The sequence below is a fragment of the Variovorax sp. 05L425 genome, from assembly GCF_056397705.1.
The window spans coordinates 124,256-140,890 of the sequence record NZ_JBFTNY010000013.1 but is presented as its reverse complement, the minus strand read 5'-3'; the positions used below and the strand labels follow the sequence as shown (position 1 = coordinate 140,890).

Here is a 16,635-nt window from a genome sequence, read left to right as displayed (position 1 = left end):
GTCATTGAATTGGAAAGAGTTGAGGTGCTGCTGCCGGAACCCAGGGGCCGTTTCCGTCCTTGAACAGCCCGCGGTTCACCTCATGCACGCGCGCTTCGCGAAGATTCAGAACCGGCGTCACGCAAGCGTCGAGGGCTTCGAAGTGGGCGGCCCAGTGCGCCATCGACTGCCGAAGGAAGCGCTTCTGGAAGAGCGCCGCCAGTTCGCCATGGCGCGCGCGATCGCCTCGCGAGGGCAGGCGGGCCGGGTCGAGGCCGAGGCCGGCGACGAAACTCAGATAGAAGCGCTCTTCGATCGCGCCGACGGCCATGTGGCGCCCGTCGGCGGTGAGGTAACTCCGGTACCAGGGCACGCCCCCGTCGATCACGTTGGCATGGGGCGCGTCCTGCCAGGCCCCCACGCCCAGGCGTGCGAACACCGCGGTAAGCAGGTGCGCGCAACCATGCGTCATGGACGCGTCCACGACGCAGCCGCGATCCGTCGATGCGCGCGCATGGAGCGCAGACAGAATCCCCATGGCGGCGTACAGCGCACCGCCGGCGAGGTCGCCCAGCAGGTTGAGCGGCACATGGTCCGCGCCCACGGCGTGCAGCGCACCGCTCATGGCGACATAGTTGATGTCATGCCCGGCGCGTTGTGCCCACGGCCCCTGCCGCTCCCACCCGACAATGCGGGCATACACGAGCCGCGGGTTGCGCGCATGGATCGCCGCAGGGCCGAGCCCGAGCCGCTCCATCACGCCGGGCCGAAAGCCCTCCACCAGCACGTCCGCCTGCGCGGCCGCATCGAGCGCCGCCTCCCGGCCTTCAGCGGTCTTGAGATCCAGCGTTCGAAGCTCGCGCGCCCACTGGCCGATGTCGGCTTCCGCGTCGACCGGCACGCCGAGCTCGGGAGGACGCGGATTGGCAACGCGCGTTACCTCGGCGCCCTGCTGCGCGAGCCACCAGGCGCAGAAGGGCACGCCGCCGACCGTGGCGAACTCGAGCACGCGCAGGCCGGCCAGCGCCTTCATGCGGCCGCCTTGCGCGCCTGCGCCAGCGCGACAGTGCGCTTGGCGATGTTGACGAGATGGATCTGGCTCGTGCCTTCGTACAGGCGAAACAGCCGCACGTCGCGGTAGAAGCGCTCGGCGACGTTGTCCGCCACATAGCCGCCTCCGCCGAACACCTGCACCGCGCGGTCGGCCACGCGGCCGCACATCTCGGAGGCAAAGAGCTTGCACATGGATGCTTCCATCGTCACGTCCTCGCCGGCATCGCGCTTGCGCGCCGTCTCCAGCACCAGCGCACGCGCGGCGTGCACCTCGACATTGCTCTCGGCGATCATCTGCTGCACGAGCTGGAACTCGGCAATGGCCTGACCGAACTGGCGGCGCGACGTGGCACGCTCGACCATCTCGTCGACGAGGCGGATCGCTGGCCCGACGCACAAGCCCGCCAGATTGATGCGCTGCTTGTTCAACGCCTTCATCGCCGTGCGGAAGCCCTGGCCCGGTTGTCCGCCGACGATCGCCGAAGCCGGAACACGGCAGTTTTCGAGCACCACCTCGCCCACCGGCGAGCCGTGCTGGCCCATCTTGCGATAGGCCGGCGGCGTGCCGAGGCCCGGCGTGCCGCGCGGGATCAGGAAGGCGCTGATGCCGGCGGCACCCTTGGCAGAGGCATCGGTGCGCGCGAACACGGTGAACAGATCGGCGATCGGCGCATTGGTGATGAAGCACTTCCGGCCGCTGATCACATAGTCATCGCCATCGAGCACGGCGGTCGTCGTCAAGGCTGTGGCGTCGGAGCCGGCGTCCGGTTCGGTCAGCGCGAAGCAACCGGTGACCTCGCCGCTCGCGAGGCGCGGCAGCCACGCTTTCTTTTGTGCTTCGGTTCCATCGACGACCAGCGATTCCGACGCAATGCCGGTATTGCCCCCAAAGCGGGCCCGGAAGGTAGTGGCGCATTGCGACACCTCGATGTTGACGAGCGACAGCTCTTCAGAGGTGAGCCCCGCGCCGCCGTAGGCTTCGGGAATGCTGTGGCCGAACAGGCCCAGGCTGCGCATGCGCGCGACGATGGCGGGCGGAATCTCGTCGCTCTGGTCGACCTCGGCTTCGAGCGGCATGCACTCGTCCCGCACGAACTGGCGGACCTCGGCGAGCAGTCTTGCGAAGGCTTCGGGGTTGCGGATCATTGGATGCGTTCTCCTTGGGTTCAGCGCGGGGTGCCGCAGGCGGTTTCGATCAGGCGCACGGCATCGAGCAGGCGTGGCGCAACTTGTTTTTCCAGCGTCGGCTTGTCGAGGCGATAGGCGGCCGACGTGCAATTGAGCGCGACGATCTCTTCGCGCGCGCTCAGCCGGATAGGTACAGCGACGGCATGCACTTCCTTTCGCCAGTCGCCGCGCGAATAGCAATAGCCGCGCTGCACAAAGGCCTTCTGGTCGGCCTCCCACAGCGGCTTGTCGAGTGCAAAGCGCTCCGGGTCCTCGACCCTCAGCCGATTCAGGATCGCCTTGCGCTCCGTGGGCGGGCTGGCCAGGATCAGGGCGCGCCCAATCGACGTCGACAGCAGCGGGCGCGTGCTGCCGATGTCAGGCTGGTAGACGTTGCCCGCATCGACGCGGCAGGTGTCGATGTAGACCACGCTCGTGCGGTCACGCATGCCGAGGTTGACAGTGCAACCGGTCTCTCGCGCCACCTGCTCCATGAAGGGCCGCGCGATCTGGCGCACGCGTGTGTTGGCCAGGAGCGGATAGCCGAGCGACAGCACACCCGAACCCAGCCGGTACTTCTGCAGGCCCTCGACCCGACTCAGGTAGCCCAGAAGCGTGAGCGTGTAGGTCAGCCGCGAGACCGTCGGCTTGGGCAATCCCGTGCGATCGGAGATCTCCCGATTGCCCAGCATCGGCTCGGCCAGCGTGAACGCGCGCAACACCTCCATGCCGCGCGCCAGGTTCATCGAGAACTGGCGATCGGCGCTGAGGTCGTGCGGGTTGACGAGACCTGGAAGCGGGGCGGTGAACATGGCGCGGCGGGTGGAGGTGGGGCGTTGGTTGGAACTCATGATGGACTCGAACGGGGTGGCCTGGTGAACCTGTTTCGCTGTGCGAAACGCTCGTTGTAGTCCAAATCGTGCTCTGGCAAAAACGGGGAAAGCCGGACGCCCTGCCCTGCCGACCCCACTCTTTAGAGGCCACCCATTGACCGCATCCACCTCCCCATCGGGCGCCCTGTCAGGCGTCCGCATCCTCGACATGGCCACCGTGCTGGCGGCGCCGTTCGGTGCGACGCTGTGCGCCGATCACGGCGCAACGGTGGTGAAGCTGGAACTTCCGGACGGAAGCGACCCCCTGCGCTCGCTGCAACCCGTGAAGGAAGGCGTTCCGCTGTGGTGGAAGGTGGCGAACCGCGGCAAGCGCGGCATCTCGCTCGATGTGCGCAAGCCGCGCGGCCGCGACCTGCTCTTGCGGATGCTTCCGCAATTCGACGTGCTGGTCGAGAACTTCCGAACCGGCACGATGGACCGATGGGGCCTGGACGCCGAGACGCTGTGGGCGATCAATCCACGGCTCGTCATCCTTCGTCTCACCGGCTTCGGGCAGACCGGCCCTTACCGCGCTCGGCCCGGATTCGCGCGCGTGTTCGAAGCAATGAGCGGCTTCACCAACCTCACCGGCGAAGAAGGCGGTTCGCCGCAGCACATGAACTTTCCGGTAGGTGATGCGGTGGCGGGCCTCTTCGCCGCCTTCTCGATCGCGTCCGAGATCGCGCGGCTGCGGGCCGACCCGACTGCGAAGGGCGCCGAAGTGGACCTGTCAGCCACCGAGGCCTTGTTCCGCCTGCTCGATCCACTCGCCATCGAGCACGAGCAACTGGGCCTGGTGCGCGCCCCGGCCGGCAACTGCGCGACCTACACCGCACCGAGCAACATGTACGTGAGCGCGGACCGCTTCTTCTTCTCGCTGGTCGCGTCGTCCGATGCGATCTTTGCGCGGCTCGCGGCCGCCATCGACCGCCCCGAGTGGGCCGGCGACGAGCGCTTTGCCACCAACATCCAGCGCGTCGTGCATCTTCGCGAACTCGATCGGATGCTGTCGGAATGGTTTTCGGCGCGTCCCTACGAGGCCATCGAGCGTACGCTGGAGGCCGCGGGCATTCCGTTCAGCAAGGTCTATTCGATCGAGGACATCGAGCGCGATCCGCAATTCGTGGCACGCCAGGCCATCGTGCGGCTGCCCGATCCGCAGTACGGCAGCGTGCCGGCCCCGTGCATCGTGCCGCGAATCACCGGGCGCGAGATGCCTGTGCCGCGAACCGGACCGGATGTCGGCGAGCACAACGCCGAGGTGTATGCGCAGTTCGGGCTCTCGAAGGGCGAGCTCAGCGCCCTCAAGGCAGAGGGCGTGATCTAGGTCCTGTAGCGTTCAGTAGTCAGTGAGCGGCCCGTCACGCAGGCACGGGTTGCGCTCGGATTGAGCCGCGCGCCGCGCGAGGTCTCGTCCGATCACTGTCTTGTGCACCTCGCTTGCGCCCTCGCCGATCTGGTTGAGCTTGGCGTCGCGGAAGAAGCGCTCCAGCGGAAAGTCCTTCAGGTAGCCACGGCCGCCGGTCAGTTGGAGCGCGTCGGTGACGACCTTCATGCACAGGTCGGTCGCATGCAGCTTGGCCATCGATGCGAAGGTGGCCGTGTCGCTGTCGCCGTGGTCGTACTTCTGCGCCGCAGTCCACACGAGCGCGCGCGAGGCCTCGATCTGCGTGGCCATGTCGGCCAGCATCCACTGCACGCCCTGGTGCCCATTCAGCGGCTTGTCGAAGGCGCTGCGGTCCGTGGTGTAGGTGGCGGCGATCTCCACCGCGCCGATCGCGCGGCCCAATGCCATCGAAGCGTGTCCGATGCGGGCGCGCAGCAGCGCGTCCTGCGCCAGGGAGAAGCCCTCGCCCTCCTCGCCGAGCCGCTGCGTGACCGGCACACGCACGTCCTTGAACGCCAGCGAGGCGATGGGCACGCCGAACCAGCCGAGCTTGGCCGCATCGGCGCTCACGGTCAGTCCCGCTGCGCCCTTGGGCACGAGCAAGCCGACCAACTTCTCGCTGGCAGCGCCGGCATCGTCGACCAGGCGCGCGATCACCATCAGCCAATCCGCCGTGCCGGCGCGGGTGATGAACTTCTTCGCGCCGTTGAGCACATAGTGGTCGCCGTCGCGCCGCGCCGTGCTCGCCAACCCGCGGACGTCGGAACCTGCGGAGGGCTCCGTGAGTGCAAAGGCCGTCTGGATCTCGCCGCGACAGAGAGCAGGAAGCAGTTCGCGCTTGATGGGCTCGGAGGCCCCCGCGACCACAGCGCGGGCGGAAAGGTCAGTGCCGGTGATCATCGAGGCCGACGTGCTGCACACGCGGCCGAGTTCCTCGATGATGCACACGCGCGTCACCTGGCGCGCATCGGTGCCGCCGTATTCGCGCGGGAAGGCCGTGGCGACGATGCCTTCGCGCGCCAGCGTCCGGAAGGTGTTCCAGGCAAAGATGTCCTCGCGTGCGACATCAGCCGCCTGGGGGCCCAGTTGCTCGCGGCACAACATGCGAAGGCGCTCGATGAGTGCGCGTTCGTCGGCGTCGAGGGCGTCCAGGCGGTGATCGGAAAAAAGTCGGGCGATGGTCACTGCATGTCTCCGGGCGATGGTTGTAGTCACCCATCTTCGCGCGCGCACAAGGGGCCGTCGAGACGGCGTTTCGACAGGCGAATCACCGCATTGCCAAACGCGGGCGCTGTGTTTTGATGGGCGGCATGACACCACCCGCCAGCGTCCCTTCGAGATTTCAATGCCTGCGCACGCATCAAGCCGACAGCGGCGTGCAGACGCGCCTTGAATCGATCGGGCTCGACGAACTTTCAGCGGGCGAGTTGGTGGTGCGAACGCGGTACGCGGGCATCAACTACAAGGATTCCCTTTCGCTGCTGGGCCGCGCGAAGATTGTCGAAAGCCATCCACGCATCTGCGGCATTGAACTGGTGGGCGATGTCGTGGCGGTCGCAGGCGTGGCCCGTTCAATTGAACCCGGACAGACGGTGCTGGTGCATGGCTTCCGCACCGGCATTGCCTTCGACGGCGGCTACTCCGAATATGTGCGGGTGCCCGCGGCTCACGCCATGGCGCTGCCCAGGGGGCTGAGGGCGTACGAATGCGCGGTGCTGGGGGTGCCGGGCTTCACGGTCGCGATGGCCCTCGACGCCTTCGAGCGTCATGGCGTGCGACCGCAAGATGGAAGCATTGCCGTGACCGGCGCCGGCGGAGCGGTGGGCACGCTCGCAATGGCCATCCTCTCGGCCGCGGGCTATCGCGTGGCCGCCGTGACGCGCAGGCCGGCGCAGTCCGAATCGCTTCGTGCGCTAGGTGCGAGCGAGATCATCGACGCCACCGAGATCGCGGCATCCACCCGGCCGCTGGAGAAGCCAAGGTTCGCCGCAAGCATCGACAACGTGGGAGGCAGCGCCTTGTCGTGGTTGCTGCGCAGCACACGCGAAGGCGGATGCGTGGCCTCCGTGGGCAATGCGGGCGGCAATGCCTTCGACGGCAGCGTGCTTCCCTTCATCATGCGCGGCATCAGCCTCTTTGGCGTCGTCGCGAATGCAAGCTGGGAAGTGCGAGACCGGCTCTGGGGGCGCCTCGGCTCGATATGGAAACCGACGTTCTCAGCAATCGAGCCACACGTGCGTGAGATCAGGCTTGCGGAAGTCGTAGAGAACGCGCGACTGCAACTCGAGGGAAAGATTTCGGGCAGGACGCTGCTTTCATTCGACGTGCCATAGGCGAGTGACAGTCTCCGGTCTCCGCGGATCGCCACCTGCGCAACCACCGAGCGCAGCAGCGGCCGCGCCCTCATCGTCGCAGGCACCGGCCGCGGCTCCGGCCTCGCCAACACGGACGAGCTACGCCGTGACACTGCCCGCGATGCGCGACTACAAGCTCGGCCCGGCGACTTTCACGCTGCTTTCGGCGGAGGTCTCGCCGCAAACATCCGAGAAGGATGCATTGCGGATCCAGCTGCGAATGATGAACAACAATTCCTACGACGCCAACTTCTGGGACAAATCGTTTCGGCTTCTGGTCGACGGTGTCCCCACGGCGCCCGAGAGCGATCTCAACGAGCTGGTCCACAGCCACGATAGGCACCGCGATGTATCTAAGCCGCGTACTGCATCACCAACTGCGAGGAAGCCCACACCCGGTCCATCGGATGACACCCGTACATGTGGTTCCATGTGAAGTACAGGGCCTCCTCGATCGATCGACACCGGAACAACTCTTCGTAGAACGTTTCCGAGTGCAGCTTTGCCATGTCGTCCTTCACAACCCACCGAAAGCCCGTGAGCGCCGGTACGCCATGCTGGCAGAGATTGAACGCAAAGTCCTGCGCGGAGCCCTCGCAACTGCTCATGTACACGAAGTGCGTGCGATTCAGCCACTTGGCAAATTCGATCGTGCCGACGTAGTCGGGTTCATGAAGCACCTCCAGGCTCTTGCCCGGCAGCACCACGTAGCCATAGTCGTTCTCGGAGTCGTAGTGGGAATGTCCCGCGTAGTGCACCAGGTGCCAGGGCTCTCCAGTCGTGAGCATGTCCCTCATGGCGTTGCGAAATGATCCCTCGCAGGGCACCGGCACCCGGTCTTCGTCGAGCGCCTCCCTGGTCGATACCGATTTGAAGACCCGCCCACCCGAACACCAGATGCGGCCTATCTTGCCGATTCGCACGGTCGTCTGGCTGTTCAGGCAGTCGATCAGCGATTGGGCCTCCGGGCTCACTGCGGGAATGGGGTCGACCTTCAGGTTCAGTGGTTTCACCATGCCGGAGGTGTCGGCCTCCACGAGCAGGCAGTTGATGGGTTTGTCGCGTGTCTCGGGATCCCGGAACAGCGGAAACTTGCGCGCGCCGTTGATGGCGAGCCGACGCCAGACTGGCGCCCTTTCGAGCCAATAGTGCGTCGAGCCGTCTCCGCCACGAATGGCCTCCAGGGCGATGGGGTAGAGGCCCTTCTCGACGATGAAGCAGATCGCGGGCGAAGACTCCGCGCCATCCGCCATCGCAACCGACATCCTGCCGCTGATGTTCGCAAGGTTCTTCATGACCTGCTTGTCGCCCTCCAGAAGGACCTCGCGCAGCTTCTCGCCGAGAAGCTTGTAATCCCTTGTCCAGTTCTTCGAATCGGCGAGCTTGGCCGTCAGCGCGACCAACTCCTGCAGGTCTTCCGGCTTCACGGTGAACTTCGATTCGTTGATGTAGGGGACCAATCCGCCGATCGATCTCGAGTGATAGTCGCACTCGCCCCCTTCACGCAAGCGAATTTCAACCAGGTAGCGAACCGGCTCGGCGGCGACTGGTTGTGTGCCCGGCGGTTCGACGACATGATGCTTCGTGGCGTCCTGCTCGACGAGCTTGTCGTCCCGTGGCGCCGCGACCCCGAGACCGTGGCAGACCTGCGTCACCAGATCGTCCTCGAAGTCCCGACCCTGCAGCACCAGCGCGGCCTTCCCTATCGCCTCGACGCTCTGTGAAATCTCCGACGTCGTGTACGGCGAGATGAGCACGAGCGGCATATCGGGGTAACGCTCGCGGACTTGCCGGGCCAGACGCAATCCGCCCTGCCGAACGACGCCGCTGGCCTTGTCGTCCGCCAGATCCAATTCGGTGATCAGCATCCGGCGCGCCTCCATGTCCAGGGACGACCACACCTTGGCGCAGTTCCGAGCCTGGGCAAAGGACAATGCGTCTTCGCCATCGAGCAGGTCTTCAAGCAGATCCTCGACGGCATCGGCCATGTCAGGACTCTGCAGTGCAATGAGTATTCGATTCATGACGGCACTCCTGTCGCGACAACGGGAAAGGCGAACCTGAATGTCACTTGCTGCCCTCCCGGCGCGATGATTTCGGCGAAGGTTCCGCGGTTTCGGCCGGCGATCTTGATCAACGTCTCCTTGCCAAGCGAGATTTCCGCCCGCACTTGCGCGGCCCTGCACTCGCTTTCGATGTCACTGACCGATTCGACGTCGGCGGCGCGCCCTCTCAAGGCAAACGCGACACCATCGCCGTCACGCGTCGCATCAAGTTCGATGCGGTCGTCCTCCGCCGCAAGTCGCAGCAAATAGGAGAGCACGGTCTGCAGGCAGTAGCGCATCTCGTAGGCGTCGGCGCGGAGATGGGCGTCGTCCGGCGCCAAGGTGGTCGCCGTCACGACGTCGCGCTCTCGTTCTGGCATGTCCTGCATGATGCTGTCCACCAGGTCATTGACCGATATCAGTACCTCGTGGCGGATCTCGACGCCGTCACCGCGCTCCACCAGCAGCAAGCGGTCCAGCGTCAGTTCCGCCTTCTGCAATTGCTGGATCACCTTGTGGGCCATGTCCTCGCCATCGGTCTTCTTGCCCTGCGCGAACCTGCGCAGCCATGCGATGGCCAGCGACATCGGTGTCTTGATCTGTCCGGTCACTTCCCGATAGACGTCCTGCGCCAGTTCGAGTTGCTGCATGCGCTTGAACTGTGTCATGTCGCTCGCGATGAAGATCTTGCCGCCGGTGTCACCGGGCAACGTTGCCACCGACAGCAGGACCTTGACTTGCGTTTCGGCGGCCGTTGCGGCCGGCAAGGGGCGTTGCATGAGCGCTTCATGGTTCGGGAAGGCGACGCACTTGAGCAATGCTTGCGCGTCCTCGGGGTCGGCAAAGAACGCCTCGATGGGATGGCGCACGATCATCTCCTCGGGCGCCCTCAGCAGGCTGCAGGTGGCCGGATTGACCTCGCGGATCAATCCCTCGATGTCCGTCAGGATGATGGCGTCGTTGGCGCGTTCCACGACCGCGGTGCGGTATTGGTAGTCCAAGGTGCGTTGGAGTAACGAACTCAGGCTCGCCGCGATGTCTTCGAGATCGCGCTTCTCCTGCGGCGCAAAGGCATTGGACTGTTCGTCCTCGACATTGAGCACCCAGCGCACTTCCTTGCCGATGGGCACGCACAACTCGGAGCGCGTCTTGATGCCCGCGCGCGGAATGTAGATGTCTCTGAACTCCTTCGACTCCCCGATGTCCTCGATGCTCACGCCCTGCCCGGTGCGAAAGACATGGCCGATGATGCCCTCGTTGATCGAGAAGGACGTTCGCTCTTCTTCCGGAAGCGCCACGCCATCCTTGGTCGCCGTCTCGGCAATCATCCGGCATTGACCGGTGTGCTCATAGGCCTGGTAGATCGAAACGTAGTCCCATTCATAGTGCTCGGCGATCTTGCCGACGATCATCTGGGCCACGGTCTTGACCGAGCCGTAGGCCGACAAGATCTGCTTGATCAGGTCGAGCAGGAAGTTCAGGTTGCTTTCCTTCTCGTTGCGCAGCGCGACGCTGACGGCTTCTGCCAGGGGAAGGTCGTTGACGACGCCCTGCTCGGCTCCGCTGAAGGGGTGTCCCTTCTTTCGGTAAAGCACGATGCTCGCCACCTGAGCGCCGTTTTGCCGTACCGGCATGCTCAGCGTGGACACCAGGCCCAGCTTGAGGAACTCCTGGACGGCCGGGTCGTCGAGCATCGACCTTCGCTCCGGCGCGTCGTACCACGTTGGTATGTCGTCGATCACCAGAATCTCGCTGCAGTTCAACAGGTCCTTGACTGCCGGCGGAATACGCCACCACCTGAACGAAGTCTTGGGTGCCTCGCCCTGGTCGTAGATGGTTCGCAGATGGGTTCGCTCCTCGTTCAGGCGTATCACCGAAATGCGATCGAAGGGCACCCAGGGACGCAACGACTCCGCGATGGCATCGAGCAGCCTCGCGCCGTCAGACTCCTTTTCGACCAACTGGTACATCTGCTTCTGGGCCATTTCGACCGTGAGGTCGCGCACCAATGCCAGCGTTCCCACCACGTCGTTGTGCTCATTGGTCTCGGGAAACGAGGTGATGCTCACGGGCACCTTGCGGCCGTCGTCATAGCGGGTAATGTCGATCCGGTATTCGCTTGCCAGCCGCTGCTCGAACCGCTCCTTGAGCACTTTGCGCACGGTGATGAGGTCCTCTTCACAGAACACATCGGAGAGCGTGCGCCCGCGCCAGTCCGGCAGCCCGGTGATCTGAAGCAACTTCCGATTGCCATACGTGATCGCTTCATGGCCGCTCACCTTCGCGACCCCGAGCGGCACCATGTCGAGTGCAGACTCCGGCAGTGCGACGGCAAGGCCCGGGGCGGTCACTGATTCGATGGATGGCATGGTCACCTCGATTCGACGGTTGCAAGCGGGTCGGCGTACACGGTGTAGGCCAGCCACGTGAGGGGATCGTCCGCCGAGCGCACGGCCAGCCGGGCGTCCCTGACGGCCTGACCGATCGCCTTGCCGTCCAGGATGAGGCTCTTGTAGAGCGCCTCGGTGAACGCGAGCGCAGCGGCGTCGTACACCGACCAGTACGAGCCCAGGAAGGCACTGGCCGCGAAGCGCGATGACGCCGGCTTGATGAAGCGCCTGGCCCATCCGGCCACGCCCGTCAGGCTCAGCCCGCCCTGGGCGCTCTGGCAGGCGTTCAGGAACACGAACGGCCCGGTTCGCAATGCGTTCTCCGTCGCGCCCGTGAACAGGTCCACCGTCATGGAGTCGCGATCGTCGAGCTCGATGGCCGCCTGGTCGCCATCGCCTTCGTTTCCCGCGTGCGCATGGCCGCAGAAGTGCCACGCATGGTAGATCTCGGATTCCATGGCGGCAGTCAGGTCGCAGAAATTTGCGGGCACCTGTGTCACCTTGCGCGTCGCATCGGCCAACGAGTGAATGAAAAGCTCCTCCGCCTTGGCGTTCGGCAAGCGGGAATCCTTCGGCACCACCAGCGCCCATTCGCCGAAACTGAAGCGAGCCGGCGCTGCGACACCATGCAGCCAGCGCGTGACGCAAAACGCCTCGGCGAAGAACGGCCCCTCGACCTTGGAGCCGGTGTCGCTCGTGCTGACAAGGCGGCAGACCTCCCAGGGGATCCATGCCTCGTCGGAGGTGATCTGCATCGAACCGATCCGTTCGCGAACGTCCCAAAGGGTCGCCCTCAGTTCGGCCGGGATCACCTTCTCGATCATGTCCACGCCCCAGTTCGAGAGCTTCTTGGCGGCGGCCTTGCGTCGACTCTCCGTGTCCACGGGCAGGTTTTCGATCTTGCGGCAGAACTCCGCAAAGTACGCGCGCGAACTGCTTGCAAGCGTGATGGGGGGATAGGCCGTGCCGTCGAATTCGCGGCTGGCCGACTGCAGCCGAATCCTGATTTCGCTGCCCGCTTCGGTGATGAGCAGCGACAGGTCCGGTTGCACGCGGGGTTCGGCCGGAACGGTCGCGATGACACTCGCCTCTTCGACCTCGCTCGCCACGCCGCCGACTTCGACAATGGTGGTCGTCAAGTCCATCGAGGCCACCGAGTAGCCACCTATCCATGCGTAGATGCGCGCAGATCCGATGCCGGCCGCGCCCGCCTTGAAGCGGAACATCAACGGCGCATCTGCCTGCGGATCGCTGACCACCAGTGATCCCGTGTTGGTTCCTTCGAGCGTGATCCCTTCCAGTGGAAGGACAACGATGTCGATCCGTGTGCCCAGCGTCGCCTTCAACGATACGGCACCCCTATCCACCGACCCAGGCATGGCCAGCGATACCAACAGGGCCAGGCTGGTGCCTGCTTCGATCGACTCGGGCCAATGCGCATGCAAGGCGCGCGTTACCAAGACCGCATCGGCAGCCTCGCCGCCGCGCGAACTGCGGAGCGCCACCCCAGCAGGTTCGACAATGCCAACTGGAACCCGGCCCGCGAGGACGACTTGCCGCATGTCCCGCCTAACGCCCGCCGAGGCTTCCGCGACGGTGACACTCGGACTCTCTGAAAAAAGCCGCAGCGCGTCGCTGGTGCTGACCGCCTGCGACTTCTTCAGTCTGTCGCGAGCCTTTGCGCCGTCGAGCACGTAGTAGAGCGGATCCATGCCCGGCCCGATCTCGCGGCACACAATGAACCAGCGCGCCGCGGACCGCATGGCGATCTCGAGTGCGCGGATCCGCGGCCACGCGGCGTCCAGCATTCGGAAGTCACGGTCGATGGCGTCGCGGATGTTCATGGCGACCTTGATTCATGCTTCAGGCAATGCGCCTGTACGCGTCGATGTAGCGTGAATCGATGCGCGAACCGATGTGGGACTCGGCGGCGTCCCTGGCGACGTTCTCGCCGAATTTCTTCATGATCTGCGGCAGCGCGCCGAACAAGCTGCGGATGTGTTGGCGCTCCAGCCCGGCGATCCAAGGCACCGTCGCGTACCAGGCGACGCTTTTCCACAGTTCCTCGAAGTCGTGTTCGGGCATGTCCGCCGCAAACTTCTGCGTCAGTGTCGGCGCATCGGGACGCGGGAAAGGCACCCACGAGGTGGCCGCATAGATACCGCGCGGCAGGTCGCGTCGCTGCCACGCCATGAGGAATTCGCCGACGGAGGCTGCCACCGCGCTGACGGCCCGGTCCACCGCCGGCGACGACGCTGCCCCTTCCAGGAACAGTTGGCCGTCGCAGTAGGTGTGCCACGTCTCGCCCCTGCCGTTCTGCACCGGCAGCCCGTCATGCGAATCGCGGCCACCGGCCTCCTCGTGCTCTCCATGCAGCGAGTGCGCATGGCCATCCTGATCGTGCAGCAGCTTCGACAGCGCACCGGCCACCTTGTCGCTGTAACCCTGCGCCGCCGCCCAGTCGCAGATCTCGGCACGCGGCACGCGCACATGCCCGGCCGCAAAACCGTCGGTGAGGAAGTGGTCCGCGAAGGCGTTGGTGTAGAGCGCACGGCGGAAGGTCTCGTTGTCCCGCCCGCCCGTCGACGCCGCGAGCTCCATGGCATGCGCATGGTGCCTGCAGTAGGCGCAGATGTTGTGCCAGCCGAAATGATCGACATTGCGCAACGCCAGTTCGACATAGGACTTGGCATTCCAGGCCAGCCGGATGTTTTCGTCCGGGTACGGCGAGCCGCCGCCCTGGCGCTCCAGCCGGTCTTCGATCCACTGCAGCTCCTTGGCGAAGATGGCGCGCAGGTCGGAGAGGTCGTTGGCCTCCCAGAGCCAGGGGAGCGGTGACGGCTTCTCGTCGAACAGCGCATCCGGCGTCTCGTAGAAGTCGCCCGACAACGCCACCAGTTCGCCGTATTGGAGCCGTTCGCGTCCATCCCGGCGCGGGATCGACGAGAACACGTCTTCATCGACCCGGATGCCGGACTTGTCTCGCAGCGTCTTGATGGCCAGCGTCGCGCCATGGCTCGCGAGCCATGCATGCTCGCCCGCATTGAAGCGTTTTGCACCTCGGCTGGGCGGCAGGCCTCGCCGGTGCGCCTCGAGAAACACGGTCAATGGGTCAGCAACGGGAACCGCGGCGCGAGGTTCGGACGAGAGATCGGTGGACAAGACTGCCTCCATTCATCGTCATGGACGGAGATTGACATTGATGCGGGGGCGCCGCAATCCACCATATTGGGGAGAGGCCAAGTGCGACTTGGCCGAATGGCCGAGGGCCGGCTTGAAGCGCAAGTCCGGCTTGCTTCGATGCGCCGGTCAACCCCTGAGAATGTCCGAGCCTGCGTTTCTTTTGATGGCGGTTACTCGGCTTGCACACCCGCCGCCTGCGCCACCTTGATCCAGTTGGGAATATCAGCGCGCAGGCGGGCCTCGAGTTGCGCCGGCGTCGATTGCTGCAACTGCACGCCGACTGCGGAGAACTGCTTCTGCAGGTCCGGCGCCGCCACCGCCTTGTTCACAGCCGCATTGAGCGCCTGCACGATGGCCGCCGGCGTCCCAGCCGGCACCAGCATGCACTGCCACGTGGACATCGCGTAGCCGTGGACGCCGGCCTCGGCCACCGCGGGCAGCTGTGGCAACAGCGGCGAACGGCTGCCGCCGGTCACCGCCAGCGCTCGCACTCGGCCGTCCTTCACATAGGGATAGGCGGTGTTGATGGCGTCGAGCATGAAGTCGATCTGTCCGCCCAGCAGGTCGACCATGGCGGGCGCAGTACCCTTGTAAGGCACATGGACGGCACTGGTTCCCAGCTGCTGCAGCAGCACTTCCACTGCCAGGTGCGTGATGTTTCCTCGGCCGCCCGAGCCATAGCTGAGCTTGCCCGGATTGGCCTTGAGGTACTGCAGGAATGAAGGAAGATCAGTGACCGGCAGCGAGTTTTTCACGAGCAGGATCACGTTGATGTCTGCAGGCATGGCCACCGGCGCAAAGCCCTCCAACGGGTCGTAGGGCAGCTTCTTGAACAACGCCGGCATGATGGCCAGGCCCGATGTCTGGTACAGAACTGTGTAGCCATCCGGCGCCGCACGGGCGACGTACTCAGTGCCGATGTTGCCGCTGGCGCCGACGCGGCTTTCCACGAACATGGTCTGCCCCAATGCTGCCCCGATGCGCGGCGCCAGCGTGCGCGCAACCACGTCGGTTGGGCCACCCGGCGCGTGCGGCATGACCAGCTTGATGGGTTGCTTGCGCGGCCAGTCGCCCGCTTCGGACGCGTTGGCCAGCGGAAGTGCTCCGCCGGCGCCCATCGCACCCATCGCACCCATGGCTCCGATCGCGCGGACGAAGCCTCGTCGCGTTGTCTCCATACTTGTTCCTTGTGTTCCGACGCAGGAATGCTACGAACGAGCCCAATCCGGTGGAAATACTATCTTTGTGTCGCGGCATACGCGGCAGATATTGCGCGTGCATGAAAATGCCCGACCATGGAGCTTCGCCAACTGAGGCAGGCCTTGATCCTGGCCGAGACACTCAACTTCACACGTGCCGCCGAGCGCCTGCACATGGCGCAGCCGCCGCTCTCCACATCCATCCGCAAGCTGGAAGAAGAGCTGGGCGTGGTGCTGTTCGAGCGCCTGCCGACGGGCCTGAAGATCACCAACGACGGCGAGGCGGTCCTTCGACAGGCCAGGCGGGTGCTGTTCTTCGTGGAAGAGGTGCGGCGCGCGGCCCGGGCGGGCGAGGCCGGCGAGCAGGGCGAGCTTCGCGTCGGCTTCACGGGCTCGTCAACCTACGTCCTCATGCCCAAGCTGATCCGGGCCTTTCGCGCGGCCTACCCTCGGGTGGAACTGATGATCGACGAGGCGACCACCTCGGAGCTTTTGCGCCGGCTGGAGCAGCAGACGCTGGACATCGCCCTGGTGGCCTATCCGGTGCTCGAGCCGACCAGGGTCGACGTCACGCCGTTGCTGCAAGGACGCATGATGCTGGCCGTCGGGCCCGAATCGCCACTTGCCGCGAACACCGAGGTGACATTGGCCGAGATCGCCGAGCAACCCTTCATCATCCACTCGCGCACCCTCGCGCCCAACATGTACACCTTGACGATGGATGCCTTCCGCACCGCGGGCGTGCAGCCGCGCATCGTGCAGGAAGCCGCGCAGGTGCATACCATCCTGCGGTTGGTGGAAAGCGGCATGGGCGTCGGGCTTGTGGCCGATTTCCTCGCGAGCTACGCGGGCGGCGGCGTCAAGCTGCTGCCGGTCACGGACGCGATGACCCAGCTTCGCATGGGGCTGGCACTTGCCATGCTGCCGGACGCCTGCACTGCCATCGCGCGCAACTTCGCGGCGCTGGCGCACAGCATGTACCCGGAGCCCGGCGGCGCCTGACGGG

Annotated in this window: 12 protein-coding genes; 3 read left to right on the top strand and 9 right to left on the bottom strand. The window is 65.2% G+C overall.

Annotated features, from left to right (window positions below; translation table 11 throughout):
• Window position 1 precedes the first annotated feature (1 nt).
• The 3 genes from AC1DN9_RS16455 to AC1DN9_RS16445 are packed head-to-tail and all read right to left on the bottom strand — an operon-like array spanning window position 2 to window position 3,050.
• Window positions 2–1,012, bottom strand: a complete 1,011-nt coding sequence (locus AC1DN9_RS16455; RefSeq protein ID WP_478101987.1) for a CaiB/BaiF CoA transferase family protein — start codon at window positions 1,010–1,012, stop codon at window positions 2–4.
• Window positions 1,009–2,178 carry an acyl-CoA dehydrogenase family protein gene (locus tag AC1DN9_RS16450; protein WP_478101985.1) on the bottom strand — a complete coding sequence of 390 codons (1,170 nt, stop codon included), beginning with the start codon at window positions 2,176–2,178 and terminating at the stop codon, window positions 1,009–1,011. The genes AC1DN9_RS16455 and AC1DN9_RS16450 overlap by 4 nt, the downstream gene beginning before the upstream one ends.
• Before the next feature lie 20 nt (window positions 2,179–2,198).
• Window positions 2,199–3,050, bottom strand: coding sequence for an IclR family transcriptional regulator (locus tag AC1DN9_RS16445; protein WP_478101983.1), 852 nt, complete (start codon window positions 3,048–3,050; stop codon window positions 2,199–2,201).
• Window positions 3,051–3,186: 136 nt separating this feature from the next.
• Between AC1DN9_RS16445 and AC1DN9_RS16440 the strand changes: the two genes are divergently transcribed.
• Window positions 3,187–4,398: a CaiB/BaiF CoA transferase family protein gene (locus AC1DN9_RS16440; RefSeq protein ID WP_478101981.1), complete on the top strand. Its 1,212-nt coding sequence runs from the start codon at window positions 3,187–3,189 to the stop codon at window positions 4,396–4,398.
• Between the two features lie 12 nt (window positions 4,399–4,410).
• Here the strand turns inward: AC1DN9_RS16440 and AC1DN9_RS16435 are convergent, their stop codons facing one another.
• Window positions 4,411–5,643 (bottom strand): acyl-CoA dehydrogenase family protein, encoded by a 1,233-nt coding sequence (locus AC1DN9_RS16435; protein ID WP_478101979.1) that lies wholly within the window; start codon window positions 5,641–5,643, stop codon window positions 4,411–4,413.
• A 125-nt stretch (window positions 5,644–5,768) separates the two neighbouring features.
• Here AC1DN9_RS16435 and AC1DN9_RS16430 point away from each other — a divergent pair, with 125 nt between their 5' ends.
• Window positions 5,769–6,791: a YhdH/YhfP family quinone oxidoreductase gene (locus AC1DN9_RS16430; protein ID WP_478101977.1), complete on the top strand. Its 1,023-nt coding sequence runs from the start codon at window positions 5,769–5,771 to the stop codon at window positions 6,789–6,791.
• 374 nt (window positions 6,792–7,165) lie between these two features.
• Here AC1DN9_RS16430 and AC1DN9_RS16425 read toward each other — a convergent pair whose 3' ends face one another.
• The 5 genes from AC1DN9_RS16425 to AC1DN9_RS16405 all read right to left on the bottom strand — a co-directional run bounded on the left by AC1DN9_RS16425 (window position 7,166) and on the right by AC1DN9_RS16405 (window position 15,608).
• The gene (locus AC1DN9_RS16425) at window positions 7,166–8,836 is read right to left on the bottom strand and encodes a CHAT domain-containing protein (RefSeq protein ID WP_478101975.1); all 1,671 of its coding nucleotides are present in this window, start codon (window positions 8,834–8,836) and stop codon (window positions 7,166–7,168) included.
• A complete protein-coding gene (locus AC1DN9_RS16420; protein ID WP_478101973.1) occupies window positions 8,833–11,226 on the bottom strand; it encodes a GAF domain-containing protein in 2,394 nt (797 codons plus the stop codon). The genes AC1DN9_RS16425 and AC1DN9_RS16420 overlap by 4 nt, the downstream gene beginning before the upstream one ends.
• A 2-nt stretch (window positions 11,227–11,228) precedes the next feature.
• Window positions 11,229–13,091, bottom strand: a complete 1,863-nt coding sequence (locus AC1DN9_RS16415; protein WP_478101972.1) for a CHAT domain-containing protein — start codon at window positions 13,089–13,091, stop codon at window positions 11,229–11,231.
• Between the two features lie 19 nt (window positions 13,092–13,110).
• Window positions 13,111–14,409 (bottom strand): hypothetical protein, encoded by a 1,299-nt coding sequence (locus tag AC1DN9_RS16410; RefSeq protein ID WP_478101970.1) that lies wholly within the window; start codon window positions 14,407–14,409, stop codon window positions 13,111–13,113.
• 191 nt (window positions 14,410–14,600) lie between these two features.
• Window positions 14,601–15,608 carry a tripartite tricarboxylate transporter substrate binding protein gene (locus AC1DN9_RS16405; protein ID WP_478101968.1) on the bottom strand — a complete coding sequence of 336 codons (1,008 nt, stop codon included), beginning with the start codon at window positions 15,606–15,608 and terminating at the stop codon, window positions 14,601–14,603.
• A 117-nt stretch (window positions 15,609–15,725) separates the two neighbouring features.
• On the opposite strand from AC1DN9_RS16405, the gene AC1DN9_RS16400 reads away from it, so the two are divergent.
• Window positions 15,726–16,631 carry a LysR family transcriptional regulator gene (locus AC1DN9_RS16400; protein WP_478101966.1) on the top strand — a complete coding sequence of 302 codons (906 nt, stop codon included), beginning with the start codon at window positions 15,726–15,728 and terminating at the stop codon, window positions 16,629–16,631.
• Window positions 16,632–16,635 lie beyond the last annotated feature (4 nt).

Bases quoted from the DNA above. Each gene is read 5' to 3' on its own strand.
- AC1DN9_RS16455 (WP_478101987.1), bottom strand. From the start codon at position 1,012: ATGAAGGCGCTGGCCGGCCTGCGCGTGCTCGAGTTCGCCACGGTCGGC.
- AC1DN9_RS16450 (WP_478101985.1), bottom strand. From the start codon at position 2,178: ATGATCCGCAACCCCGAAGCCTTCGCAAGACTGCTCGCCGAGGTCCGC.
- AC1DN9_RS16445 (WP_478101983.1), bottom strand. From the start codon at position 3,050: ATGAGTTCCAACCAACGCCCCACCTCCACCCGCCGCGCCATGTTCACC.
- AC1DN9_RS16430 (WP_478101977.1), top strand. From the start codon at position 5,769: ATGACACCACCCGCCAGCGTCCCTTCGAGATTTCAATGCCTGCGCACG.
- AC1DN9_RS16425 (WP_478101975.1), bottom strand. From the start codon at position 8,836: ATGAATCGAATACTCATTGCACTGCAGAGTCCTGACATGGCCGATGCC.
- AC1DN9_RS16420 (WP_478101973.1), bottom strand. From the start codon at position 11,226: ATGCCATCCATCGAATCAGTGACCGCCCCGGGCCTTGCCGTCGCACTG.
- AC1DN9_RS16415 (WP_478101972.1), bottom strand. From the start codon at position 13,091: ATGAACATCCGCGACGCCATCGACCGTGACTTCCGAATGCTGGACGCC.
- AC1DN9_RS16405 (WP_478101968.1), bottom strand. From the start codon at position 15,608: ATGGAGACAACGCGACGAGGCTTCGTCCGCGCGATCGGAGCCATGGGT.
- AC1DN9_RS16400 (WP_478101966.1), top strand. From the start codon at position 15,726: ATGGAGCTTCGCCAACTGAGGCAGGCCTTGATCCTGGCCGAGACACTC.